This is a genomic window from Pseudomonas sp. FG-3G (assembly GCF_901007645.1).
Classification (GTDB): domain Bacteria; phylum Pseudomonadota; class Gammaproteobacteria; order Pseudomonadales; family Pseudomonadaceae; genus Aquipseudomonas; species Aquipseudomonas rhizophila.
Genome location: NZ_CAAKGZ010000019.1, coordinates 125,118 through 148,074 on the forward strand (window position 1 = coordinate 125,118; position 22,957 = coordinate 148,074).

Here is a 22,957-nt window from a genome sequence, read left to right on the forward strand (position 1 = left end):
AGAGGGTTAGAAATCTTCAGGTGTTGCGATCGTGTGCAGGCCTGCCGCATCTTCCGGCAGCAGATACCCTTGCTTGATCGACACGCCCTTGGCGTCTTCGAATGCCTGTTGGTAGTGGCTGAAACTTCCATAGCGCCGGCGCAGCGTATCCTGCGAATAAGCCACCTTCGTGTCGTAGATCAGGCCGCAGCCGGTCTCTTGATCGGTGAGGTAGGTCGCACTCGGCACCTGGACCCACGGCGGGCGTACGCCCCCTTGCAGATTGCCGGTAGCAGGGTCGCGCGCTGCCACCTTGCCGTCGCGCACGACCCTGGGTGCCTTTGGCATCGGCTTGCCCTCGCGTACCCATTTGTCCATGCCATCGAGTAACGCCGACACCACCATTTCCACCGGCTCGTCGTACAGCGTCCGGCACTGTGGGTCATCGCCTTTGCCGATGTCGGCAGCGAGGTGCTCGGTGTGCTCGGTGCCGAGGTCGGCCAGGCGCAAATGCGGCATGCCGGTCACTTCGTAATAACGCAACTGCGGGCTATCGGTGTCCGGCGGCAGGTCGATGCCTTCGATCACGTCGTGCATCAGTTCCGACTGGCTGTATACGGTCACGAACGGCACGCCTTCGGGCATCTGGCGCGGCACTCGAATGACGTCGCCGCCCACTTCGCCGTAGGCCATGCGACCGGTCATGTAGCCATCAATCAGCGCGCTTGCGTCGGGCATTCGCCATTGCTGGTGCCGGCCCTGGTCGAGGTAGTCCATCCAGACTTGGGCGGTGACGGCCCAGCTGTCGACATACACGCGTTGCACGTCCAGACCTGCCAACGGGCCTTGTGGCCCATTGCTCTTGAGTAATAGCGCCAGCTGCGCACCGATGCCCTGGGATTGCGGCGCGAACGGGTCCGGCGCGTCACCGCGGATGAAACGTTGCGGATCGTAGTAGGCGCCCAGCGGCGCATAGCGGGCGTAGTCGAAGCGGCGCATGAACTCGAAGTTCACGATCCGCCCGTACTGGGCGATCTGTTCGGCCTCGGCGGCCGGGGTGTCTGAAAGGAACTTGGGATCGACTGGCGGTTGGTTGATATTCAGCGTGTACCCGACATACGCGTAGCCGCGTCGCAGCAAGTAATCGCGGGTCAGGATCCAGCCGGCAGCACGCTCGCCGAACCAACTGAACGGCTCGATCACGACGGTGCCGTTGAAGCGTGCCGGGTCCGTCGGCTTGCGAATCAGGATGCGGGTGGTATAAGGCGCCTCGAGCAAAGGCTTGCCCGCGGCAGTGATTGCCGGGGCAATGCCTTGCAGGTAGAACTCCTCCTCGACGTAACCGTAGCGGTCGAGGTCGCTGTGTTCGGTGCCCGCGCGCTCTGCCGATGACAGAGGCAGTTGGCCGGACGGCGGCACCGCAATGGCCGTGGGCATCCGGGGCACCTCGGCGGACGCGCTGGAGATCAACACGAGTGACAGAAAGGCGCTTTGCATCGACGGCCGCAGGATGCTGATTGTGATCAGTCGTTCCATTAGGTCACCTCCAAGTGGTTATCGATGAGGGCATCGGTTCAGTCGCGTTTGAGGCTCGTCTTGCCCTCGCTGTCGATCACGATCTGGTTGTTCTCGCAGACATATTCGTGAATGCGGTAGTCGGAGCGCTTGTAGTCGAACGTGAAACGGTAAGGGCTGTTGAGTACCTGCGGGTCCTCGATCACTACCTGGTTCTCCAGGCGATCCGGCGCCTTCAGTCTGATGCGCTCGGTGATTTTCATTTCCTTGCTGTGCGGAACGTCGTAGAAGGCCACATCTGTGCGCACGCCTTGTGTTTGCACCACCAGCGTGTCGCCCTCCCAGCGGCCGCGCGAGTAGCCCTGGTAGCTGGGGTCCAGCGTATCCAGCGCAGGCATGGCTTCGTTGAGGATGATGCGGCGCACTTGCTGGAGATATTCGCCGAGCACCACCACTTGCTTATCGTCATGAATGAGTTGGATGGGGAAGAGCGCCGCCATCAATACCGGCATGCCTTCGGGCAGGCACATGGAGCTGGTGGTGGCCAGTGGCGTGCCGGCCTCGTTCGCGGCGGCCTGGCGCTTTTTCAACGCGACGTATTCGCTGGCATAGGGCTCCTTCAGGTCCATCGGGCCACCGGGGTGCACCGGATTGTCCGGGTCCTCTCCGAACCAGTCGTCCGGAGTCCGCTCCCACGTGCCGCTGATGTCGGGGCGTGCGCCCGCGCCGTGTTTGGCGTCCTGGGTTTTAGAGGCGGCGGCGCTGCTCACCCCGGCGACAGTCATGAGTAGCACGCCCAGGAAGAGGCTTGTCAGGTTCAAGGTTCGTGTCGGTTTCATTGAAAGCGTCTCCATCCCGTTGGTCTGTTCATTCAGGTCTCATGGCGTAGGAATGCGGTTTCTCAGCCTCCACCGGACAGCACCACGTCACCGATCTTGATCTCCACGAGCAGCCCGCCCGGATCACCGTTTTTCAGCGGCTTGAAGGTGATCTCGGCGGCATCGCCGGCCTTGATCAAGTCGGACTTCCAGCCGGTGCGGCTTAAGGCGTTGACACTGCCGGTCTCGATCTTGAATTGCTGAGGCGGGGGGCCTGGCGAATCGAAATAAATCGAGACGTGGGGGTTGCTCCAGACGAAGCGTCCGACCACGCCCTTGAGCGTGATCGTTTTGGTCTGGTCGAAAATCGCGAACGAATGGTGGGCAGAGACCACGGAGGGTAGGGCGATGCAGGCGGCAATGGTCAGCAGACCAAGCCCCTTGCGTAATAGCGGGGACGACAAAGGTGTCATGGCGAGTGCCTCGGTTTTTATACGTTCTTATGGGCCCAGCATAGGGGGGTGGGAGCAGGGGCCGTAGCCCAAAACGGCAACTGCTGCCCGTCGTGGAAATGTTTATTGCGGAGAAGGGATAACGCGCACGAAGAAACGGGCATCGAGCCCCTGCAAGTGCTGATTTGGGTTACCGCTTGCGCAACCCAGGCGGAACACTCGCGCCTCGCCTCATAAATATAAAAACAGGAGAGACGTCATGCGCACCCCCCCTTACGCCCCATTGCTTTCGCTGGTCGCACTCTGTGCGTTTGAGCCCCAGGCTCATGGCTACGAGCTCTACAATGAAAATGACGGTGCCACCGTGCTGAACGCCGAGCTATGGGCGGGATTTGGCTGGTTCGGCAGCGAAAAGAACTACATCGGCGACCCCGAAGCAGAGCCCGGCAGGATGCGATGGCAGGAAGGCTTCGCCAAGTATGGTGTAAACGGCACGACGGATAAGATCGGTGCAGGTTCGATCTACGGCGGTTTCAGTCTGATCAGTACGGGATCATGGGGTGATGGGGACGCAGGATCACTCACCGCCGGGAATGAAAGGGAAACAGCCGTGGAAGACGCCTACCTGGGCTGGAAGTCGGGTGATCTGATTCCGGCGCTGGGCATGGACGGCGTTGATTTCTCCTTTGGCCGACAGGTCGTTACGGTGGACGGCTTTCTGATCACCGATGATGGGTTCGCCCCCGGAAATGCCTTCAACCCTATCGAGGGCGTAGCGGATGGCCGGTTCAATCGCGGCGGAGCCTTTTACCTGGGCCCGCGATTGGCGTTCGGGAACACCGCTGTCCTCAAGGTGGGTGGTACGCAGGGCCTTCACGGTAGCCTGATATGGTTGAAATCGGATAATCCCGGGCAGTCGAAGACGGAAGTGGCGGCCGCCACCATCGACTACACGACGCCCATTGGCTCGATCGGTTCGACGTACGTGCGTGGCCTGGATGTCGAAGAGCGATACGTTTTTGCCGATCGGGGTGAGCGCAAGGGCATGGATATCTACAGCATCCGTGGCCAGGGCAATGCTGGCATCGAGAATGCCGACTTCGCGTTCGAGGTGGCGCGCCAGGAAAAACGTTCGGGCTCGCAGCGGGCGATGTTCTTTGATGCGGGCTACACCTTCGCCGATGTCAAATGGCAACCGACGGTGAGCTATCGCTACGCGCGTTACTCCGAAGGGTGGGACTTCCTGTTTCAGGGCGGCTACCGCAAACGTTACCAGGGTGAGATCGGTGTGAACTACGCCGGCTCAGTCACCTCGAACATGCGTATCAGCGACGTGCTGCTCTCAGTCAACCCGACCGATAAGTTGACCCTTAACGCAATGTACTTCGACTACCATCAGCTCTCTGATCGGCAAGATCAGGATTACAGTGCGCGCGAGGTCAATCTGTTTCTGGATTGGATGGTGACGGATAACATCACGCTCTCGCCGCTCGTTGGTTTCTACAAGCCTGACAAGTGGCTCGGCAACGGAGGCAACCAGAGTGGTAGCGCATCGCTCAACACCTACTTCCAATTCATTGTTTGGGTCGCATTCTGAGCTGCTGTTTGCGACGTAAGAATAGTTAGACCAGGGGGCGTCACCAGCGGTGGCGCATCCCTGCATTCACCGAGTCGTGATTCAGTCACAGCATGCGGCGCAGGACGTCGTTGCGAGGGTCGCTATCGAAGAACCGATGCTTGAGTGCACCTGCGACGTGCAACACGATCAGCGCCAGCAGGGTATAAGCCAGCACTTTGTGCAGCCATTGGAACACGACGAACAAATCGTCATTCTTCGCCAGCAGCTCCGGGAGGTTCACGCCAAAAAAGTACACGCCGTCGCTCATGGTGTAGCTGCTCGACATCGAATAGCCCATCAGCGGTACGGCCACGATCAGTACGTACATGGAACGTTGCACAAAACGCGACAAGAATCGCTCATGCCCGGCCAGTGTTTGCGGTGGTTGCGGAAGCGTGGGGGTACGCCAACGCAGGGCGATCTGGACCAATACCAACAGGAATGCCAGCACCCCGAAGGATTTGTGCCATGGGTAATAGAGCTCATACTTGCTCGCCACTTCATCATCGAGCCCGGTCATATACCAGCCGGCCCAGAGCAGGCCCGCTATGACGATGGCACGCACCCAGTGCAGCATGCGCAGGGAGGTCGGATACCGATCAATTGTCGCTTGTTTTAAGGTGTTCATCGCAGTCTCTTCATTGATCATCAAGGCATCGAAAATGCACGATTCATACCCCCTCGGGACCCAAGGCCCTGAGAGGGCAGGTGCAGTGAGTTTTCTCAGGTGGGCAGTAGCACGGTGATGACTTTCTCCTCGGTGTAGGCCAGCGCACCGGCAAGCCCACCTTCACGACCAATGCCGCTGGCCTTGACGCCGCCCCATGGCAGGTTGGCGTCCAGCGGGCTCCAGCAGTTGACGCCGATGGCGCCGGCCTTTACCGCAGCGGCCACGCGGTGCGCACGTACCAGATCGGTCGTCCAGACCGTGGCCGCCAGGCCGTAGGCGCTATCGTTGGCCAGTGCCACAGCCTCTTCTTCGCTGTCGAACGTGATGACCGTGCCGACGGGGCCGAAAATTTCGTCCTGGGCAATCGTCATGTCATTGCGGGCGTTGGCGAAGATCGTCGGTCGCACGAACCAGCCTTGCTCCGGGGTGGATACACCGCCGGCCAACAAAGAGGCGCCTTGGTCGATACCCATCTGGATGTAACGGTTGACGCGATCGAACTGCGCTTTCTTGGCTACCGGCCCCATCTGTACGCCAGGCTCGCGAGGGTCGCCTACCTTGACCGCGCGCGCGGCCTCGGCAAGCGCCGCGGCGAAGCGCTCGGCGAGGCTGCGGTGTACCAGGATGCGCGAGCCGGCGGCACAGATCTGCCCCTGGTTGACGAACAGGCCCAGTGAGCAGCCAAACAGCGCGTCATCGAAGGGCGCATCGTCGAACACAATCTGTGGGCTTTTGCCGCCCAGTTCCAGCGCCACGCGCTTGAACAACACCCCGGCGGTGCGCTGGATCTCGCGTCCGGCCTCGGGGCTGCCGGTGAAACTGATCTTGGCGACGTGCGGGTGTTCGCACAAGGCACGACCCACCTGCGCACCGTAGCCGGTGACCACGTTGATCACGCCGTCAGGAAAGCCCGCTTCTTGAGCCAGCGCTGCCAGGTGCAGGGCCGATTGTGGGGTTTCTTCCGAGGGTTTGATGACCACGGTGCAGCCTGCCGCCAGCAAGGCGGCGAGCTTCCACACGGTGATCATCAGCGGTGAGTTCCACGGCACGATGGCACCGACCACACCTACCGGCTCACGTACGGTGTACGAGAGGGTTTTGCTGCCGAAGTAGCCGCCGGTGGGAATGGTGCGCCCTTCAAGCTGGTTGGCCCAGCCGGCGGCGGCGCGCAGGTTGGCGATTGCGTTGGGCAGGTCCATCCGGCGTGGTTCGAGCGGTGAGCGACCGATGGCGTTGGCGTCCATATCGGCCAGCAATTCGCTGTCGCGCTCCACCAGGTCAGCCAGTTTCGACAACAGGCGACCGCGCTGGGCGCCGTCCAGGCGGCTCCAGGCGCCCCCCTCAAGTTGGGCGTGCGCCGCTGCCACGGCGCGGTCCACATCCTCGGCGGTACCGCTTGCGCAGCTACCGTTGACCTGTTCGGTCACGGGGTTGATAAGAGGAATGCGACCTCCGTCGCTGGCTTCGAAGGGCGCGCCCTGGATGAAGTGTTTCAGGTACTGAGTCATGTAGGTGTCCATGCGTGATGGGGAATGGTCGGAGGTGCCACACCTCATGCCTTGAGGGAGGCCAGGGCGTCGCCGAAGATGTCTAGGGCCTTGAAGAACAGTGAGCGCGGGATCGTCAGCGAGGGCATCACGCGCATCACGTTGCTGTAGCGTCCGCACGGGATCATCAGCACACCGTGGTTCATCAGGTAGCCCATGAGCTGACCGATCTTGGCGCCTTCCAGCGGTGTCTTGGTGATGGGGTCTTCGACGAGTTCGATACCGATCATCAGGCCGCGGCCGCGGACTTCGCCAACGAACGGGCTGTTGAAGCCACGGATACGTTCCTGCGCCTCCAGTCCCAGGGTGTGGGCACGCTCGAGCAGACCAAGTTCCGGGTCCTGCAGGATGCTGATATTGGTCAGCGCCACGGCCGCGGACAATGAGTTGGCGGCGAAGGTATTGGGCATCGAACCGTCGGGAATCAAGGCCGCGAGGTCCGAGCGCATGATCAGCCCTGCCATTGGCAGGTCGCTGCCGATGCCTTTGCCGAAGGTCAGCATGTCGGGCTTTACGCCGGAATGTTCGACTGCCCACATCTTGCCGGTACGCCCGGCGCCGGACTGTACTTCATCCACGATCAGCAGCGCGCCGGCGCGATCGCAGGCCTTGCGCAACAGTTGCAGGAACTCTGGCGAGGGCGGCACGTAGCCGCCTTCGCCCTGTACCGGTTCCACGATCACGGCCGCCACGTCATCGGCGGCGGTGTAGGGGCTGTTCAGCAGATAGTCCACGTAGTCGCCGGCGATCTGCTCGGCGCTTTTGTGCGTGGTGTCGAAGGGAAAGCGGTAGGCATAGGGGTAGGGCGCGTGAATCACGCCGCCCATCATCGGACCGTAGCCCTTGCGGTAGGCCGTGCCGGTGGTCAGGGCGCCGGAGGCGTTCCACACGCCGTGGTAACCGCCGTGGAAGGCAAGGATCTGGTGGCGCCCGGTGATGCGCTTGGCGAACTTGATCGCGGCCTCCAGCGCATCGCTGCCGCTTTGCGTGAAGAAGGTGATGCAGTCGCCGCGCAGGCCGTCGGGAGCGATTTCCGAGAGCTTGGCGGCCAGTTCGGTGCGCCGGGTGCTGTTGATTTCCAGAGCATGCATCAGCACCTCGGACTGTTCGCGGATCGCCTGTACCACCTTCGGGTGGCAACGGCCTACGCTGCTGACGCCCACGCCTGCGGACAGGTCGATGTAAGTGTTGCCGTCCGGGTCCTTGAAAGTCGCGCCAAACGCGCGGTCCATGGCGATGGGCATACGGCCGCCGCCACGCGCCATCGACTCGGTACGCGCCGATAACGCCAGGGCCTCACGGGTCAGTGGGCCGGGCAGTGTGCTGGAAATAATCCGCGGGGCATCCGCGAAGTGTAGGGATTCTAGTTTGGATTCACTCATGACGAACTCTCTGGATGGCGTTTTCAGTGTGCCGATCATTCTCATGGAGTGTCCCTGGCCGTTATCCCGAATCGGCAAATAGACGAGCCGACCCCACCCGCCGGTTTCGACGAGTGGCAGATACGAGAATTAGCTATGCGCTATTTTATCTATGTGCGAATATCGCAAAAAAACGCGGGCAAAAAACAATAATATCGGCCGAGGTTTTCGCGCATCATGAAAAACCACCAGATCAGCCATTTTCGCGATATCCATGTCCATGCGGCCACCATTCAGGAGTGGAACCAGGACTACAGCCAGTTAACCGCCGGCCTTGCCGAAAGTTCTTTGATGCAGCTGAGCACCGCGCGTTGCCACGTGTTCAGCGAGCAGATCAACCAGCGTGTGGTGCAGCACGGCGTGGCTCCGCGCGGCAAGATGTGCTTTGCCGTGCCGATCAACGTGCCGGGTTCGACGCGGATGCAAGGTCGCGAGGTGGACGACAGCAGCCTGTTCTTTCTGCACGGCGGCGAGGAGTTCATGTTCCATATGCCGATGGGCATGGAACTGTTGTCCATCACATTCGAACGCGAATGGTTCGAGCAGGCGCTGGAGCAAACAGCGTCGGCCAGGGAAATCAGCCGGTTGCTGCGCCAGCCGGTGATCCGAGTGTCCGCGCAGCGCTTCGCCCAGGCCCGGCGTCGATTGCTGGCGGTGCTCTCTCTGGCCATAGGCGATGAGGCGCTCGACAGCGCGGGCGAGCAGGGGCTGGAGCAGGCAATGCTCGGTGAGTTGCTGCAGCTGCTCACCGACCCGGCCTGCGACAAGCAGCAGCGCAGCCCCAGCTCCACGCGCAGCTTTATTGTCGAGAAATGCCACCGTCTGACGACTGTCGAGATGCTCAATGTGCCCAGCGTGATCGAGTTGTGCCAACGCCTCCAGGTGAGTCGGCGCACCGTGCAGAACAGCTTCCGCTCGGTGGCCGAGACCACACCGCTGAACTATTTGCGTTCGGTTCGGCTCAACGGAGTGCGCCGCGCCTTGATGTCTACCCCGGCCTCCCATCTCTCGATCGGCGATGCCGCCGCCCAATGGGGGTTCTACCACCTCAGCCATTTTGCCGAGGAGTACCAGGCGTTGTTCGCAGAGTTGCCCTCCCAAACCGCCCGTGCTGCCATCCCTGTCTGCGCGCGCGCCTGAACCAAAACCCCGCTGTACCCGGCGGGGCAGCTGTCACTTCATCAGGATCTTAAGAAAACATGAATAGTCTTCGCCGCCTGCTTCAGGTCTTCGACCTCTTTCGCCCGGAGCAGCCGCTCATCGATGTGGAGATCATTTGCCGGGAGCTTGGCTACACGCCCGCCACTGCCTACCGCTATCTGCGTGAACTGGGCGATGCCGGCTTGTTGAAGCGCTTGCCGCGCGGTTACGCGCTGGGCCCGCGAATCATCACGCTGGAGCATCAGATGGCGAACTACGATCCGCTGCTGGCGTGCAGTCGGGACCTGGTCGACAAACTGGTCGCCGACACCGGCCTGGATGCGTTGGTCAGCGAGTGGCATGGCGACTCGGTGGTCAACGTGCTGATCCAGCGTGGCTCCGATGCTGGTCCGGTCGGAGGTGGCAAGGGACGACCGATCGACCTTTTCCACAGCGCGACTTCCCGGGTCGTATTGGCTTATCTGCTGCCACGCCAGATACGACGCCTCTATGATGCCCACGCGAACCAGGACCAATTGCTGCATCTGGGGCTGGAATGGAAGCCGTTTACCAAGAGCTTGCTTGCCATTCGCAAACAAGGTTATTGCATCAGCGAAAGTGAGCTGTACCCAGGACGCAGTGGCGTCGCGGCGCCGATCTTCGACGAAAAGCGACGAATCCTCGGGAGCATGACCCTGGTTGGGCGCAGTGAGCGGTTCCACGCGTTTCAGCGCAGCTACCTGTGTGATCTGGTGATGGGCGCGGCGGCGCAGCTGACGACACGTATCGCTTTGCAATGAGGTGATAAAGGCCGGGTGGATGGCTGGCTTTTTTGAGGCGAGTTCTGCGAGTTACCGATTTGGGATAGTGGGGTGCTTATGGGCGGGCATAGGATCGAACCCAGCGTGCGATAACGCGACAAGCTATTGGGTGACGGTAGCGGTTGACCTCACCGATCTCACAGCGGCTGCCTCATACAAGAAGGTCAATAACATGAGTGTATTTACCCCGGTCAATAGCTCCACGGAGCTCAAGCGTGGCGCCCTGGGTGTCGGCTTCATCATTTTCTTCGTGGTTTCGGCGGCGAGCCCGTTGAGTGTCATCGCCGGGGGCTTCCCCATAGGTATCATGCTAGGCAATGGTGCCGGGACACCGGCCTTGTTGCTTCTGGCTCTGTTGGTGTTACTGGCGTTTTCAGTGGGCTACACCACCATGTCCCGACATCTCACCAACGCCGGTGGTTTCTATGCGTTCACCTCCCGAGGTCTGGGGGGCATGGCCGGAGGAGCGGCCGGGGTGCTGGCGATGTTTGCCTACAACATTCTCCAGGTCGGTCTGTACGGCATGTTCGGCGGCGTGGTCAGCGGCACGATGGCCAGCGTCTTCGGTCTGGAGTTGCCCTGGTGGTCCTACTCATTGATGGCGATGGCCAGCATTGCGATTCTGGGTTATCGCAAGATCGACCTGTCGGCGCGGGTGCTGTCGGTGGTGGTCATTGCCGAGTACCTGGCAATCCTGACCCTGGATTTCGCCATTCTGAAAACCGGTGGTGACAGCGGCATCAATCTGGACTCGTTTGATCGCAGCCATGTGTTCAGCGGCACGCCGTCCATCGGTTTGCTGTTCTGCTTCGCAGCGTTCATCGGCTTCGAGGCCACGACTATTTATGGCGAAGAGGCCAAGAACCCGCAGCGTACCATTCCGATTGCCACCTACTGCTCGGTATTGCTGATTGGTGGTTTCTACGCGCTGTCGGTCTGGTCGATGGTGGTGGGCGTAGGGGCGGACAAGATTGTGCCCACGCTGCTGGCCTTGCAAGACCCGACGACGTTCATTTATGGCATGTCCGACCATTTCGTCGGCCCGTATCTGACTCAGATTATCCGGGTGCTGTTCATGGTCAGTATCTACGCCGGCCTGCTGGCTTTTCATAATGCAGCGGCGCGTTACTTCTACGCCATCGGGCGTGACGGCCTGTTGCCGCGTCAGTTGGGGACTACCCATCGCGTCCACCAAAGCCCCCATATGGGGTCGGCATTGCAGAGCCTGATCTCTGCCGTGGTCGTGCTGATTTTCGCCGCCATGGATGCCGATCCGATTCTGCAACTTTTTGCCTGGTTTTCCAGCCTGGCGACGCTTTGCGTGATTTTACTGATGGCGATCACTTCGGCAGCGGTATTGGTCTTCTTCCGACGCCACCCTGAGCTCAAGCTGGGCGTTTGGCGTGGGCGGATCTTCCCCGGTTTTTCTTGTCTTACCCTATTGTCGGTGCTGGTCATCGCGGTCATGCACTTCGATGTGTTGACGGGCGCCAGCAAGGCCTTGTCATACGGTCTCTGCGCGATTATTCCCGTGGCCCTGTTGGCGGGTGTGTTTTTGGCGGCCCGACTTCGTAAGGCGTCACCGCAGCGATACCTGGCATTGGGCAGTCACAAGCTCTGAGTCCCCACGCAGTCCGTTCAACTGAATCTCTGGGCGCCTTGCCATGGATGGCCTGCGACCTCGCAACCAAGCTTGCCGAATAGGCACAAATCACCGGTGCTGGATCATCTACACTGCCTCTTCATCCTCCTGTCCGGGACTGGCAGCCTATGCGGATTTGTTTTTTTGACGGCGCCGATCGCATTGAGCTGGGTACTCGATCCAACCTTGCTGATGGCCAGTCCGCGCTGCGAGAGGGAAGCCCGGCGACCAGGATCGATGTGCGTGAACCGTGGCAGGCAGAGCGCTTTATTCGCCGACATTTTGCCGGGAGCGGTGAAGTAGCCCGTCTGCGCGCGCTATTGTCCGCCCAGGGGATTCTGGTCCATCTGCTGGACGATGACGAGATTCGCCGTCAGGTCGCGGGCAAGCTGTCGAGTGGCGAGTTGTGTGCTTACGTGTCTCCACATCAACGACCGATGCCCGTTCGCTTACCGGCCTCGGGCGCTGTGGAAGCGGTTGTTGCACCGGTGTCCGCCGCGGCTCACAAGCGTGCGCGGGTAAAAGCCTCGTCCGAGTCCGTCAATCCACTTGAGCCGGTTGCGCTGACCTTCGTGGAGATCGAGTTACTGGATATGCAGGGGCAGCCCGTCAGCGGGGAGCCCTACGTCATTGTGCTGCCCAATGGGACCCAGCGCAGCGGTGTGCTTGACGAACTCGGCCGGGCGAGAGCGGAAGGGGTTGATCCCGGCAACTGTCAGGTGACGTTTCCCAAACTCGATCAGCGTGCCGTCGAGCGATGCCGCGGCTCATGAATTGGATCGCAAACGAATGTGCTTCCACGCGGCGTCCAGGTCTTGGGGCATGCCGGCGCGCTTGCGCAGCCCGGTGGCCTTTGGCGTGATCCAGGGCTTCGGCGCAGTTGGCAATTCAAGTGGCATCACTTCTCGGGGAATGTCGCCCGCTTTCAGCTTGGCGACGGCGTTGGCGATTTTCGTCAGCGTGGTGCGCATTTCAGTGGTGCTGTTGCTGGCATCTTCGTTCCCACAGGCTTGGCAACGGCGGTCGAGCTCAGCGGTAAGCTGTTCAGCATCCTGTCCTATCTTGACCACTTCGTTGCACCAGGGCGCTGTCTGAGTCAGGTTTCGATCCTGGTCGAACGCTTGCGTCACCACCTTGAGTCGGGCGACGACCTGATTGCAATGGGGCGTGAGGTCTTCTGCGAGATCCGGCCCGTATCTATTGAGGTTTCGCCTCATCGCGTCTATCGCATTGCTCCACGTACTCTTGTCGCATTCATAGGTTTCCAGGGCGTTGTATACATCCAGGAAGTTGCGTTCGTGGGTCAGATAGCCGGCGACGAAAGCCGGGTCGTAACGGGTATAGTTCTTTTGCCACAGGAAAAATTGGGCGTGTTCAGCCATGACTTTTTCCAGGCGATCCCGGCAGACGTATTCGATGTGCGTTTGCTCAAAGCCGGCATTCCATAGCGGAGCATACACCTCAAGGGTGTCGCGCAATGCTTGCAGCGCCTTCATGTCCGCCTTGTAGGTAGCGAGGATGGTCGCATGCAGACTGAGCCGGGGGAGTTCGTGGACGCTGCGGGTGGCCGGGGCTATCCCGCTTTGTGCGGCCTGCAGTTGAGTGATGTGCTCGCGCAACTGCATCACGTGCCGGGCCAGTTCCAGGCTCCAGCAGGCAAAGGCGTCCATTGCCAATCCAGAGAACGGTGCCTGGGGCGTTGTCGAATAGAACAAAAACTCGATAGCGCAGCGCGTTGGATTGTCCGATACCTGATAAGCGTCGGGGTATTTCACCAGATGGCGCAATGTCGGTTCCTGCAAGGTCTTGAACCACTCTTCTCCACGTTGCCATTTCAGGAATTCGATCGTCAGGTCGAGGCTGTGGGTCATCTCCAGAAAAACCCCTCGCAACATTGTCAGATGCCGCATGCGGGCGAACACAAGCTCCTTGCGGTTCAGACCGAGCACAAGGATATTCTTGCCACCCCTGTCGCTGGTGGGCTGCATTTGTTGGTTGAGGTCATTCAGAGGGGCGGGGATGGCCAGTCCTGTCGCGCAATTGAAGTTGATGTGCTCGCGGGGATTCTCGGTGACAGGATTGATCAACACCGGTTTCTCGGCGTTGTGCGGGTCGTCCCACGCGTCGTGGCGCGGTGGCCTGAACCGGCCCCATTCGCCAATGGCGTCCCAGAACTCATCCTCGGTGTTGAAGTCTTCCAGTCTCGGCGGCGGTTGCGCCAGATTGTCCGGTATCACGTCAAAGTAGTTCTTCTTGTAGGTCTCGTTGCACTCCTTGCATGACCACAAGTGGTTGCTCCAGTCGTACACGTACTGAAAATAACCGAGGTTATCCATTGCCTTGTCGTTCACTGGAACGAAACCGTCGTGGCGTTTTTTCGGCCGGAAATGTTCAACATCCCCGCCTGCGGTGTCCATGAAGCGTGCCTCGCAAAAGGCGCACTTGCCATATTGGTCGACCTTGAGCAGCGCTTTGGCGTGGGGCGGTTTGTATTGGTCGTCATCGATGACGACCTTCACCGAGCCTTTGGGAACACTTTTTGTTTTGGCGGTGTTGGTGCCTTTGGTGCAGAGGACCACCGAAGCGCCAGCCTGAACAGCCTGCAGGACGTTGTTTTTCATGGCATCGTGCGAGCGCTGTAGCGCGGGAGGGGCCGTAGGCGTTTTGCGAACCCTGATCATACGGGGGCCTCGCCGTGGTAGCCGTGGAGCGCGGTGCGTACGGCATCGCTGAGTAACTCATTGTCGTCGGGCAATCCGGCCTGCATCTTGAACGCACCGATGGCCACACGGGTCGCGTCATCCATCTGACCATCGCAGTCGCCGTTGAAGTAGCCAAGGCCACGCAGACGCTGCTGCACGCCTTTGAGGGTACTGATCGGGTCGAGCGCGCGCAGCCTCAGATGATAATCGCGGGAGAAGCCGTCAAAGGTTACGCGCACGGTGATGTCGTCGGCGGTGGGCTCCAGAGGCCAGACGATATCGCCGTTGGCTTCGGCTTCGCCACTGCCCAGCAGCGTGTCACCGCGCAATACCTGAAAGTGCCGGGCCAGGCCCTGTCCTGCGAGGGCATAAGGGCGAAACCTGAGCATGGCAGGGGTGTTCAGTACGCGGAAGGTGTGTCTTTGCCCGGTGGCGTTCTGTTCGAAGGTCGCTTTCACACGCGGCGGGACGAACAACGAATCACCCGCCGCGAGCGCCGTCCCGTCCGGGTGTTGACGGCGCAGATCGGCATTGCGCGGGTGATCCCAGAGTGTCTCGCGCGCATGCCCGTAGGCGTAGGCCACACTGTCGACGCTTTCGGTGGCCCCCAGTGTAAGGACGATGCCGTCACCGCCCGGGTCCGATCTGGCATTCATACGGTTTCTCCTTCCCTGGAAGTCGCACTGTGGTCATCTGAAGGCAATCGCGCCGATTCAGCAGGCGATTAAAACCTTAGTAGGTTATGGGCGTTTTGGAAGGAGCTCTGACTTGATGAGGTGCCGGTTGTTATTTTGTAAGCGTTTGGTCGCGGTAGGGCTTCTGGCCGATGGCCAGGCTAGCCGACGCTGAACGTCGGATAGCCAGCTGCTCACATCCTGGCGGCGCGGTAGTGGGGCAATGAACAGACTTGCCTTCGTCAGTGAGAGTGGCGTGGCTCACCGCTGCGGGCAATCACTCTGAGATGCAACGTGGCAGGCTCAAGGCAGCCCCCCGTGGATAGCTGACCCACCAACTGCCGATACAGCTCCTGCCAGGGCGTTTGCGAAGGCGGGATATTCGGTGTCCATTCGAGTCGGCGCCGGGTCATCTCGGCTTCGTCGATCAGCAGGTTCACGGTTCGTGTGTTCAGATCCACTTTCAGGCGGTCGTTGGTTTTCAGCAAGGCCAGGCCACCTCCCACCGCTGCCTCAGGGGACATGTTGAGGATCGACGGGCTCGCCGATGTGCCGCTCTGGCGCCCATCACCGAGGCAGGGTAGGGAGTCGATGCCTTGTTTGATCAGCGCGGCCGGCGGGGCCATGTTCACCACTTCGGCACTGCCGGGGTAACCCACGGTGCCAACACCGCGGATGACCAGGATGCAGCGTTCGTCGATGTCCAACGCCGGGTCGTCGATCCGGGCGTGGTAGTCCTCCGGTCCTTCGAACACGATGGCGCGGGCTTCGAAGCTATCCTCGGCACCGGGTTCGGACAGGTAGGTCTTGCGGAACGCTTCTCCCACCACCGACATTTTCATGATCGCGCTGTCGAAGAAATTGCCGCTGAGCACGATGAATCCGGCACGGTGCTTGAGCGGGGTGTCGAAGGGGTAGATTACATCGGGGTTGCTGGTCAGGCTGCTGCGCACGATTTCGCCGATGGTCTTGCCGCTGACCGTGGCGCAGTCTTCGTGCAGCCGCCCGGCTTTTTGCAGTTCATGCATGACCGCTGGGACGCCGCCGGCCCGGTGGAAACCTTCACCCAGGTACTTGCCCGCCGGCATGCAATTGACCAGCAGCGGCACGTCCTCGCCGATCCGTTGCCAGTCATCCAGGCTCAGTTCGACGCCCATGTGCCGCGCGATGGCGATCAGGTGTGGCGGACAGTTGCTCGAAGCGCCCAGTGCCGAGGCGACGGCAATAGCGTTCTCGAAGGCCTCGCGGGTCATGATCTGCGAAGGGCGGACGTCTTGCAGCACCAGTTCGCAGATACGCTTGCCGGTGGCATAAGCCATTTGCCCACGTTCGCGGTAGGGCGCTGGAATGCTCGCACAACCGGGCAGCGACATACCCAGGGCTTCGGCCAAGGCGTTCATCGACAAGGCAGTGCCCATGGTGTTGCAGTGCCCCACCGACGGCGATGCCGCAGTGGTCATTTCCATGAAGCCTTCGTAGTCGATCTCGCCGGCGGCCATCAGATTGCGCGCATGCCAGAGCACGGTGCCGGAGCCGATCAACTCGCCTTTGTGGTGACCGTCGAGCATCGGCCCGCCGGACAGGACAATCGCCGGCAGGTCGGTTGTTGCCGCGGCCATCAGGCAGGCCGGGGTGGTCTTGTCGCAACCTGTGGTGAGCACCACGCCGTCCAATGGATAACCATGGAGGATCTCCACCAGCCCCAGGTAGGCCAGGTTCCGGTCCAGCGCCGCAGTGGGGCGGCGCGACTGCTCGGCGATCGGATGCACCGGGAACTCCATGGGAATGCCGCCGGCATCACGAATACCGGCTTTGACCCGTTGCGCCAGCTCCAGGTGATGACGGTTGCAGGGCGTCAGGTCGCTGCCGGTCTGGGCGATGCCTATGATCGGGCGTCCCGATTGCAGCTCTTGGCGGGTCATCCCGTAGTTCATGTAGCGTTCGACATACAGGGCGGTCATGTCGGCGTGGGCAGGATCATTGAACCACTGCTCGCTGCGCAGTCGGCGTTTTGGCGTGTCGGTCATGATTCATTTCTCTCTTGTAATTAGGCGAATCGGCAAACGGTTCTGCGTCAGCGGGCGAGCAACCCCCGGGAGGCGAGATTGCGCAGCAGAGCGCTGACGCCAAAGGTCCAGGGTGCGGCGTCAGAGCTGTGGGTCACCTGGTTATGCAGGCTGCCAAGCAATGGGCTGCTGATACTGACCCGGTCACCCAGTTTGTGGGTAAACCCGCCACCGGCATGATCACGGTCTTCTGTGGGGGCGAACAGGGTACCGAGAAACAGCAGAAAACCGTCCGGGTATTGGTGATTGGCGTTGAGCGTCTGGCCCGCCAGGTCCTGCGGGTCGCGGCTGATCTGGCTCATGGAGCTCGATCCATGCATCCGGTAACCGTCTTCGCCTTGTACCTGCAGATCGACCACGCAGGCCCGCACATCATCCAGGCTGAAGTGCTCGTCGAACAGGCGAATGAACGGCCCGATGGCGCAGGAGGCATTGTTGTCCTTGGCCTTGCTCAGCAGCAGCGCGCTACGGCCTTCGAAGTCCCGCAGATTGACATCGTTGCCCAAAGTGGCGCCGTGGATCTGGCCACGGCTGTTCACCGCCAGCACCACTTCCGGCTCCGGATTGTTCCATTGGGAGCCGGGATGAATGCCGATGCGGCTGCCGCTGCCGACGGCGGCGAGAACCGGTGCCTTGGTGAAGATTTCCGCATCCGGGCCGATGCCGACTTCCAGATACTGCGACCACATGCCCTGTTCGATGAGCAAGGCCTTCAGGCGCATGGCCTGCTCCGAGCCTGGCACGATCGAACGCAAGTTGTCGCCGATCACGCTTTGCACGGTGGCGCGTATGGCTAGGGCTTTCGTTGAGTCGCCGCCGGCCTGTTCCTCGATCACTCGCTCGATCATGCTGGCGGCGAAGGTCACGCCGGCGGCCTTGATGACTTGCAAATCCAGGGGTGGCAACAACGACGGTTTGGACGGGTCGGCGTCGAGGCCGGTGTTGGCCAGCAGGGCCTGGACAGTGGTGATGAAGGTACCGGGTGTCTGCCGCACCGCAGCCAGTGGTGATTCTGTTTCCAGCAAGTCACTCAAGGTCGCAAAACGCTCCGACAGATCAAACACCCCGTCGCTGCGCAGCACAATGGGCGAAGGCCCGGCAATCCGGCCCGGCACCCAGGCGCGACCAATCAGGGTGCCGGCCACGCCATCGACCGGCAGGGTATTTTCGGGAGTAAGCAGTAGCGACATGGAAAGGTTTCCTGATTCGTAAAGCCTTCACGCTAGGGTGGGTGGTCGATAAACTCCAATGAGATATATTCAGTATTTGATAACGTCAGGTTATTGCTGATCCGAGGAACGCCCATGTCAGATCTGTCCTTTTCCAGCGTCTGCGGCTGGCTCAAATTTCGCCACCTGATGTTGATCGATACCTTGGGGCGCACACGCAATATGCATTTGGCTGCCCAGCAGATGAACCTGAGTCAGCCGGCCATCAGCAAGATGCTCAAGGAAATAGAAAGCCTGCTGGGCTTTGCATTATTCGAACGGCTGCCCCGAAGCATGCCGCCCACGGCGCTGGGGGAGCATGTGTTGCGTTATGCGCAAATCGCTTTGAATGATGCACGTTCGTTCGTTGAGCAAATCAGCAGCCTGCGCGAGGGCGGTCACGGTTATCTCAAGGTCGGCGGGATTTTCGCCGCCACGGCGGTGGCCTTGCCCGAGGCGATCCTGCAGATCAAGCAAAGGTGGCCGCTGCTATCGATTGAGGTCGTTGAGCAGACCAGTAACCATTTGATGGAGATGCTCGAAGAAAAAACCCTTGATCTTGCGGTGGCCCGCTTTACCGATCAAAGCCAGCAGCAACGCTATGACTTCCAGGCGTTGGCCCCGGAGCCGTTCTGCATCGTGGTCAACAGCCGACATCCGCTGGCAAACGCGGGGCCCACTTCCTTGCAGCAACTGGTGGACCTGCCCTGGATTCTCTACCCGGTAGGCACACCGATTCGTGCACGCATGGAACTGGCCTTTGCCGAGGCCGGGGTGGGGATGCCGCGCAATACCATCGACACCATCTCTATGCAGACTTTCCTCCAGGTTCTACAACGCGGACCCATGATCGGCATGCTGCCCAATGCCATGGTCAACCCGCTGCTGGAAAGCGGCCAGTTGATAACCCTCGATACGCCCTTGCACCTGGTGCCGCAGGATTACGGCATCCTCACGCGCAAGGGTGAGCAACTGGTGGGGGCGGCGCTGGAGTTCGCTGACATTCTCAAGGAAAACGCGCGTCTGGCTGCCACATCGTCCACTCAAGAAAGTCGGTGAGTCTGCGGGAGCAAGGCTTGCCCGCGATGCCGGCGCCTCGTACTCGCTGACCGCGTCGTCTTCATCGCGGGCAAGCCTTGCTCCCACAGATAAATCTCCTCGGCACAAGTTCGGCACCGGCCGATGGTTATCTCGATAACGACTCGTTATCAGTTAATCCAAAAATGCCATTGGGAAAGAATCAATTCCCGACAGTAGAGTGACCCACTCAATAAAAACAATCAGGCATGCCCACATGCCCAGGGGTGACCTCATGCAAACCGTATCCGAGCATTTACCCGCGCAGTCGCAAGCCAGTGAACTCAATTTTGAGGACCGGACCTACCGCAAGGTTATCTGGCGCATCCTGCCGGTCCTGCTCTTGTGTTACATGGCTGCCTACCTCGACCGGGTGAACATCGGTTTTGCCAAGCTCGATATGCTCAACGAGCTGCAATTCAGCAACACCGTGTATGCCTTGGGCGCCAGTATGTTCTTCTGGGGCTATTTTCTCTTCGAAGTGCCCAGCAACCTGTTGCTGCATCGCTTTGGCGCACGGTTCTGGATCGCCCGGATCATGCTCAGTTGGGCGGTGATCTCCATGGCCGTGGCCTACACCGTGCCGCTGGCGGCCTTCTTCCACCTCGAATCGAGCACGATGTTCTACGTGCTGCGTTTCCTGTTGGGCATCTGCGAAGCGGGCTTTTTCCCTGGCGTGATTCTCTACCTCAATTACTGGTTTCCGACCCACCGGCAGAGCCGGGTGATGTCCGGCTTCCTGCTGGCACTGCCGGTCAGTCTGACCTTGGGTGGCATTCTCTCCGGTTGGCTGATGAACAGCATGCAAGGGGTGCAAGGCCTGTCCGGCTGGCAATGGATGCTGCTCATTGAAGGCATCCCTTCGATCATCATGGCGTTTGTGGTGATCGTCTGTCTGGCCGACAACATCGATAAAGCCAAATGGCTTAGCGTCGCGGAAAAAGCCATGCTCAAGGCCAATCTGCAAACCGACAACCAGGGCAAGGCCACACGGCTGAGCGAAGTGTTTTTCAACCCTCGGGTGTGGTTGCTGGTGCTGATTCTGCTGACCTTCAATACCGGCTTCTACGGCCTGGCGTTCTGGATGCCCTCGATCATCAAGAGCACCGGTATCACGAACAGTTTGCACATCGGTTTGCTGACCGCCATCCCGTACTCGGTGGCAGTGGTGGCGATGCTGCTCAATGCCCGGCACTCCAACCGCACCGGTGAGCGGCGCCTGCACGCGGCGATCCCGGCGTTCATTGGCGGCGTCGGCTTGATCCTCAGTGCCTTCTTCGCTGACAACCTGGTGTTGTCCGTGCTTTTCCTCAGCGTCTCCGCCTCGGGAATCCTCAGCTTGATGCCGATTTTCTGGACCTTGCCGGGGACCGTGCTGTCGGGCGTCGCCGCCGCGGCCGGCATCGGCATGATCAACGCCATCGGTAACCTGTCGGGGTTCACCGGTTCGATGATCACCGCCGTGGCGGAAACCCTCACGGGCAACATCAACAACGGCACCTATGTACTCGCCCTGTGTCTTTTGGTCAGCGGCGGACTGATCCTGGCCATCCCTGCCTCGATGCTCGGCAGGACTCCCAAGCACGCCGACACGGCAGTGCAACTGGAGACTGCATGAATCTGCAAAATAAGCGGGTGTTGGTGACGGCAGCGGGGCAGGGCATTGGTTTGGCCAGCGCCATTGCTTTCGCCCGGGCCGGCGCCGAGGTGTTCGCCAGTGACATCGATATCCATGCCCTCACTGGCATTGAAGGGATTACTGCCATCAACCTGGACGTCACGTCGACCGTTGCCATCAGCGCTGCCTGCGAGCGTATCGGTGGGCTGGACGTGCTCTTCAATTGCGCCGGTTACGTTCACAGCGGCAACATCCTGGAGTGCGACGAAGCCGCCTGGGCGCGTTCGCTGGACCTCAACGTCACGGCCATGTACCGGATGATCCGCGCATTTCTGCCAGGCATGCAGGCGCGGGGCGGCGGTTCGATCATCAACATGTCGTCGGTGGCCTCCAGCATCAAAGGCGTGCCCAACCGTTTTGCCTATGCGGCCAGCAAGGCGGCGGTAGTGGGCTTGACGAAGGCTGTGGCTATCGACTTCGTCACTCAGGGCATCCGTTGTAACGCCATATGCCCTGGTACCGTGGACTCGCCGTCGCTCCGACAGCGCATCGCGGCCCAGGCTGCGCAACAAGGTGTGGATGAGACCCAGGTTTACCGGCAGTTCCTCGAACGTCAGCCCATGGGCCGTATCGGCAGTACCGAAGAAATCGCGCAGTTGGCCGTGTACCTGGGCAGCGATGCGTCGAGCTTCACCACCGGTGGCGTGCATGTTATCGATGGCGGCATGAGTATCTGAACCCGGTTTTCACTTTGAATCTGAACAGGAGAACTCCATGAAACTGTTGCGTTACGGCGAAAAAGGTTCGGAGAAACCCGGCCTGCTGGATGCCGATCATCAGATCCGCGACCTGTCGGGCCATGTGCCGGACATCGCCGGACAGGCCCTGGGCCCGGACAGCCTGGCAGCGCTAGCAGCCCTCGATCCGTACAGCCTGCCCCTGGTTGCCGGCCAGCCTCGGATCGGTGCCTGTGTCGGGCAGGTCGGCAAATTCATCTGCATCGGCCTGAACTATGCCGACCATGCAGCCGAGTCGAACATGGAGGTGCCGAAAGAACCGATCATCTTCAACAAGTGGACCAGCGCCATCTGCGGACCGAACGACGACATCCAGATCCCGCGTGGCTCACTCAAGACCGACTGGGAAGTCGAACTTGGCGTGGTCATTGGTAAAGGCGGTCGTTACATCGACGAAGCCAACGCCCTGGAGCATGTCGCCGGTTATTGCGTCATCAACGACGTGTCAGAGCGTGAGTGGCAACTGGAGCGCGGCGGCACCTGGGACAAGGGCAAAGGCTTCGACACCTTTGGCCCTCTTGGACCCTGGCTGGTGACCCGGGACGAAATCGCCGACCCGCATACGCTGGATCTGTGGCTGGAGGTCGACGGGCACCGCTATCAGAACGGCAATACCCGGACGCTGATCTTCAGCGTGCCGCAACTGATTGCCTACCTGAGCCGCTGCATGAGCCTGCAACCCGGCGACGTCATCTCGACCGGCACACCCCCCGGTGTAGGCTTGGGCATCAAGCCCCACCCGGTGTTCCTACGGCCGGGCCAGACCATGCGCCTGGGGATCGAGGGCCTGGGTGAACAGCGTCAAGTCACGGTACAGGCGGACTGACGGCTGGGCTCACTGCCGCCTTCGCGAGCAGGCTCGCTCCCACACTGGGATCGGAGTACGACCGGGAGAAATAGGCAGGCTTTCAGGCCGCTTTCGCGAGCAGGCTCGCTCCCACACTGGGATCGGAGTACGAGCGGGAGAATAGGCAGGCTTTCAGGCCGCCTTCGCGAGCAAGCTCGCTCCCACACTGGGATCGGGGTACGACCGGGAGAAATAGGCAGGCTTTCAGGCCGTCTTCGCGAGCAGGCTCGCTCCCACAGGGGGAACGCGGTCTCACCAAGAAACAGGTCGGCTGTCAGGCCGCCTCGCGACGGACGTTGATCTCGGCGCCCCGTTAACCACGCTGGCCGAACGCAGGTATTGTGG

At 60.7% G+C, this 22,957-nt stretch carries 19 protein-coding genes; 9 read left to right on the top strand and 10 right to left on the bottom strand.

The genetic code is table 11. From position 1 onward, the window contains the following. Window positions 1-6: 6 nt before the first annotated feature. The 3 genes from PSEUDOMOFG3G_RS09665 to PSEUDOMOFG3G_RS09675 all read right to left on the bottom strand — a co-directional run bounded on the left by PSEUDOMOFG3G_RS09665 (window position 7) and on the right by PSEUDOMOFG3G_RS09675 (window position 2,785). On the bottom strand, window positions 7-1,515 hold the full coding sequence (locus PSEUDOMOFG3G_RS09665; RefSeq protein WP_139049770.1) for an alpha/beta hydrolase domain-containing protein: 1,509 nt from the start codon (window positions 1,513-1,515) through the stop codon (window positions 7-9). A gap of 38 nt (window positions 1,516-1,553) precedes the next feature. Continuing rightward, a complete protein-coding gene (locus tag PSEUDOMOFG3G_RS09670) occupies window positions 1,554-2,333 on the bottom strand; it encodes a hypothetical protein (RefSeq protein ID WP_139049771.1) in 780 nt (259 codons plus the stop codon). 62 nt (window positions 2,334-2,395) lie between these two features. Continuing rightward, window positions 2,396-2,785: a DUF6152 family protein gene (locus tag PSEUDOMOFG3G_RS09675; RefSeq protein ID WP_139049772.1), complete on the bottom strand. Its 390-nt coding sequence runs from the start codon at window positions 2,783-2,785 to the stop codon at window positions 2,396-2,398. Between the two features lie 238 nt (window positions 2,786-3,023). Between PSEUDOMOFG3G_RS09675 and PSEUDOMOFG3G_RS09680 the strand changes: the two genes are divergently transcribed. Next, window positions 3,024-4,361, top strand: coding sequence for an alginate export family protein (locus tag PSEUDOMOFG3G_RS09680; protein ID WP_139049773.1), 1,338 nt, complete (start codon window positions 3,024-3,026; stop codon window positions 4,359-4,361). Between the two features lie 85 nt (window positions 4,362-4,446). Here PSEUDOMOFG3G_RS09680 and PSEUDOMOFG3G_RS09685 read toward each other — a convergent pair whose 3' ends face one another. The 3 genes from PSEUDOMOFG3G_RS09685 to PSEUDOMOFG3G_RS09695 all read right to left on the bottom strand — a co-directional run bounded on the left by PSEUDOMOFG3G_RS09685 (window position 4,447) and on the right by PSEUDOMOFG3G_RS09695 (window position 7,981). Beyond that, window positions 4,447-5,010, bottom strand: coding sequence for a cytochrome b (locus PSEUDOMOFG3G_RS09685; RefSeq protein ID WP_139049774.1), 564 nt, complete (start codon window positions 5,008-5,010; stop codon window positions 4,447-4,449). A gap of 95 nt (window positions 5,011-5,105) precedes the next feature. Next, complete coding sequence (locus PSEUDOMOFG3G_RS09690) at window positions 5,106-6,560, bottom strand: aldehyde dehydrogenase (RefSeq protein ID WP_139049775.1); 1,455 nt, start codon at window positions 6,558-6,560, stop codon at window positions 5,106-5,108. Window positions 6,561-6,604: 44 nt separating this feature from the next. Next, window positions 6,605-7,981 (bottom strand): aspartate aminotransferase family protein, encoded by a 1,377-nt coding sequence (locus PSEUDOMOFG3G_RS09695; protein WP_139049776.1) that lies wholly within the window; start codon window positions 7,979-7,981, stop codon window positions 6,605-6,607. A gap of 216 nt (window positions 7,982-8,197) precedes the next feature. On the opposite strand from PSEUDOMOFG3G_RS09695, the gene PSEUDOMOFG3G_RS09700 reads away from it, so the two are divergent. From PSEUDOMOFG3G_RS09700 to PSEUDOMOFG3G_RS09715, 4 genes are all read left to right on the top strand, one after another. Beyond that, window positions 8,198-9,160: a helix-turn-helix domain-containing protein gene (locus tag PSEUDOMOFG3G_RS09700; protein WP_139049777.1), complete on the top strand. Its 963-nt coding sequence runs from the start codon at window positions 8,198-8,200 to the stop codon at window positions 9,158-9,160. A 59-nt stretch (window positions 9,161-9,219) separates the two neighbouring features. Next, on the top strand, window positions 9,220-9,960 hold the full coding sequence (locus PSEUDOMOFG3G_RS09705; protein WP_139049778.1) for an IclR family transcriptional regulator: 741 nt from the start codon (window positions 9,220-9,222) through the stop codon (window positions 9,958-9,960). 193 nt (window positions 9,961-10,153) lie between these two features. Next, on the top strand, window positions 10,154-11,602 hold the full coding sequence (locus PSEUDOMOFG3G_RS09710) for an APC family permease (protein ID WP_139049779.1): 1,449 nt from the start codon (window positions 10,154-10,156) through the stop codon (window positions 11,600-11,602). A 149-nt stretch (window positions 11,603-11,751) separates the two neighbouring features. Further along, a complete protein-coding gene (locus PSEUDOMOFG3G_RS09715) occupies window positions 11,752-12,396 on the top strand; it encodes a hypothetical protein (RefSeq protein WP_139049780.1) in 645 nt (214 codons plus the stop codon). Here the strand turns inward: PSEUDOMOFG3G_RS09715 and PSEUDOMOFG3G_RS09720 are convergent. The 4 genes from PSEUDOMOFG3G_RS09720 to PSEUDOMOFG3G_RS09735 form a co-directional block, all read right to left on the bottom strand. Further along, complete coding sequence (locus PSEUDOMOFG3G_RS09720) at window positions 12,391-14,244, bottom strand: protein Hnh (RefSeq protein ID WP_256677109.1); 1,854 nt, start codon at window positions 14,242-14,244, stop codon at window positions 12,391-12,393. The two genes, PSEUDOMOFG3G_RS09715 and PSEUDOMOFG3G_RS09720, sit on opposite strands and share 6 nt — an antisense overlap. Before the next feature lie 56 nt (window positions 14,245-14,300). Then, window positions 14,301-14,981 carry a peptidoglycan-binding protein gene (locus PSEUDOMOFG3G_RS09725; RefSeq protein WP_139049782.1) on the bottom strand — a complete coding sequence of 227 codons (681 nt, stop codon included), beginning with the start codon at window positions 14,979-14,981 and terminating at the stop codon, window positions 14,301-14,303. 260 nt (window positions 14,982-15,241) lie between these two features. After that, a complete protein-coding gene (locus PSEUDOMOFG3G_RS09730) occupies window positions 15,242-17,026 on the bottom strand; it encodes an IlvD/Edd family dehydratase (protein ID WP_139049783.1) in 1,785 nt (594 codons plus the stop codon). A 47-nt stretch (window positions 17,027-17,073) separates the two neighbouring features. Further along, window positions 17,074-18,255: a fumarylacetoacetate hydrolase family protein gene (locus tag PSEUDOMOFG3G_RS09735; protein WP_139049784.1), complete on the bottom strand. Its 1,182-nt coding sequence runs from the start codon at window positions 18,253-18,255 to the stop codon at window positions 17,074-17,076. A gap of 114 nt (window positions 18,256-18,369) precedes the next feature. On the opposite strand from PSEUDOMOFG3G_RS09735, the gene PSEUDOMOFG3G_RS09740 reads away from it, so the two are divergent. From PSEUDOMOFG3G_RS09740 to PSEUDOMOFG3G_RS09755, 4 genes are all read left to right on the top strand, one after another. Further along, the gene (locus PSEUDOMOFG3G_RS09740; protein WP_139049785.1) at window positions 18,370-19,332 is read left to right on the top strand and encodes a LysR family transcriptional regulator; all 963 of its coding nucleotides are present in this window, start codon (window positions 18,370-18,372) and stop codon (window positions 19,330-19,332) included. A 253-nt stretch (window positions 19,333-19,585) separates the two neighbouring features. Further along, window positions 19,586-20,968 carry an MFS transporter gene (locus tag PSEUDOMOFG3G_RS09745; protein ID WP_139049786.1) on the top strand — a complete coding sequence of 461 codons (1,383 nt, stop codon included), beginning with the start codon at window positions 19,586-19,588 and terminating at the stop codon, window positions 20,966-20,968. After that, the gene (locus PSEUDOMOFG3G_RS09750; RefSeq protein ID WP_139049787.1) at window positions 20,965-21,705 is read left to right on the top strand and encodes an SDR family oxidoreductase; all 741 of its coding nucleotides are present in this window, start codon (window positions 20,965-20,967) and stop codon (window positions 21,703-21,705) included. Before PSEUDOMOFG3G_RS09745 ends, PSEUDOMOFG3G_RS09750 begins: the two co-directional genes overlap by 4 nt. 37 nt (window positions 21,706-21,742) lie before the next feature. Then, window positions 21,743-22,591 (top strand): ureidoglycolate lyase, encoded by an 849-nt coding sequence (locus tag PSEUDOMOFG3G_RS09755; RefSeq protein ID WP_139049788.1) that lies wholly within the window; start codon window positions 21,743-21,745, stop codon window positions 22,589-22,591. The last annotated feature ends 366 nt before the right edge of the window (window positions 22,592-22,957 follow it).

What these genes read in the sequence shown, in the direction of transcription:
- PSEUDOMOFG3G_RS09685 (WP_139049774.1), bottom strand. Translation starts at nt 5,010, where the DNA reads ATGAACACCTTAAAACAAGCGACAATTGATCGGTATCCGACCTCCCTG.
- PSEUDOMOFG3G_RS09705 (WP_139049778.1), top strand. Translation starts at nt 9,220, where the DNA reads ATGAATAGTCTTCGCCGCCTGCTTCAGGTCTTCGACCTCTTTCGCCCG.
- PSEUDOMOFG3G_RS09695 (WP_139049776.1), bottom strand. Translation starts at nt 7,981, where the DNA reads ATGAGTGAATCCAAACTAGAATCCCTACACTTCGCGGATGCCCCGCGG.
- PSEUDOMOFG3G_RS09725 (WP_139049782.1), bottom strand. Translation starts at nt 14,981, where the DNA reads ATGAATGCCAGATCGGACCCGGGCGGTGACGGCATCGTCCTTACACTG.
- PSEUDOMOFG3G_RS09720 (WP_256677109.1), bottom strand. Translation starts at nt 14,244, where the DNA reads ATGAAAAACAACGTCCTGCAGGCTGTTCAGGCTGGCGCTTCGGTGGTC.
- PSEUDOMOFG3G_RS09730 (WP_139049783.1), bottom strand. Translation starts at nt 17,026, where the DNA reads ATGACCGACACGCCAAAACGCCGACTGCGCAGCGAGCAGTGGTTCAAT.
- PSEUDOMOFG3G_RS09750 (WP_139049787.1), top strand. Translation starts at nt 20,965, where the DNA reads ATGAATCTGCAAAATAAGCGGGTGTTGGTGACGGCAGCGGGGCAGGGC.
- PSEUDOMOFG3G_RS09755 (WP_139049788.1), top strand. Translation starts at nt 21,743, where the DNA reads ATGAAACTGTTGCGTTACGGCGAAAAAGGTTCGGAGAAACCCGGCCTG.
- PSEUDOMOFG3G_RS09740 (WP_139049785.1), top strand. Translation starts at nt 18,370, where the DNA reads ATGTCAGATCTGTCCTTTTCCAGCGTCTGCGGCTGGCTCAAATTTCGC.
- PSEUDOMOFG3G_RS09690 (WP_139049775.1), bottom strand. Translation starts at nt 6,560, where the DNA reads ATGACTCAGTACCTGAAACACTTCATCCAGGGCGCGCCCTTCGAAGCC.
- PSEUDOMOFG3G_RS09680 (WP_139049773.1), top strand. Translation starts at nt 3,024, where the DNA reads ATGCGCACCCCCCCTTACGCCCCATTGCTTTCGCTGGTCGCACTCTGT.
- PSEUDOMOFG3G_RS09710 (WP_139049779.1), top strand. Translation starts at nt 10,154, where the DNA reads ATGAGTGTATTTACCCCGGTCAATAGCTCCACGGAGCTCAAGCGTGGC.
- PSEUDOMOFG3G_RS09715 (WP_139049780.1), top strand. Translation starts at nt 11,752, where the DNA reads ATGCGGATTTGTTTTTTTGACGGCGCCGATCGCATTGAGCTGGGTACT.
- PSEUDOMOFG3G_RS09675 (WP_139049772.1), bottom strand. Translation starts at nt 2,785, where the DNA reads ATGACACCTTTGTCGTCCCCGCTATTACGCAAGGGGCTTGGTCTGCTG.
- PSEUDOMOFG3G_RS09670 (WP_139049771.1), bottom strand. Translation starts at nt 2,333, where the DNA reads ATGAAACCGACACGAACCTTGAACCTGACAAGCCTCTTCCTGGGCGTG.
- PSEUDOMOFG3G_RS09665 (WP_139049770.1), bottom strand. Translation starts at nt 1,515, where the DNA reads ATGGAACGACTGATCACAATCAGCATCCTGCGGCCGTCGATGCAAAGC.
- PSEUDOMOFG3G_RS09700 (WP_139049777.1), top strand. Translation starts at nt 8,198, where the DNA reads ATGAAAAACCACCAGATCAGCCATTTTCGCGATATCCATGTCCATGCG.
- PSEUDOMOFG3G_RS09735 (WP_139049784.1), bottom strand. Translation starts at nt 18,255, where the DNA reads ATGTCGCTACTGCTTACTCCCGAAAATACCCTGCCGGTCGATGGCGTG.
- PSEUDOMOFG3G_RS09745 (WP_139049786.1), top strand. Translation starts at nt 19,586, where the DNA reads ATGCAAACCGTATCCGAGCATTTACCCGCGCAGTCGCAAGCCAGTGAA.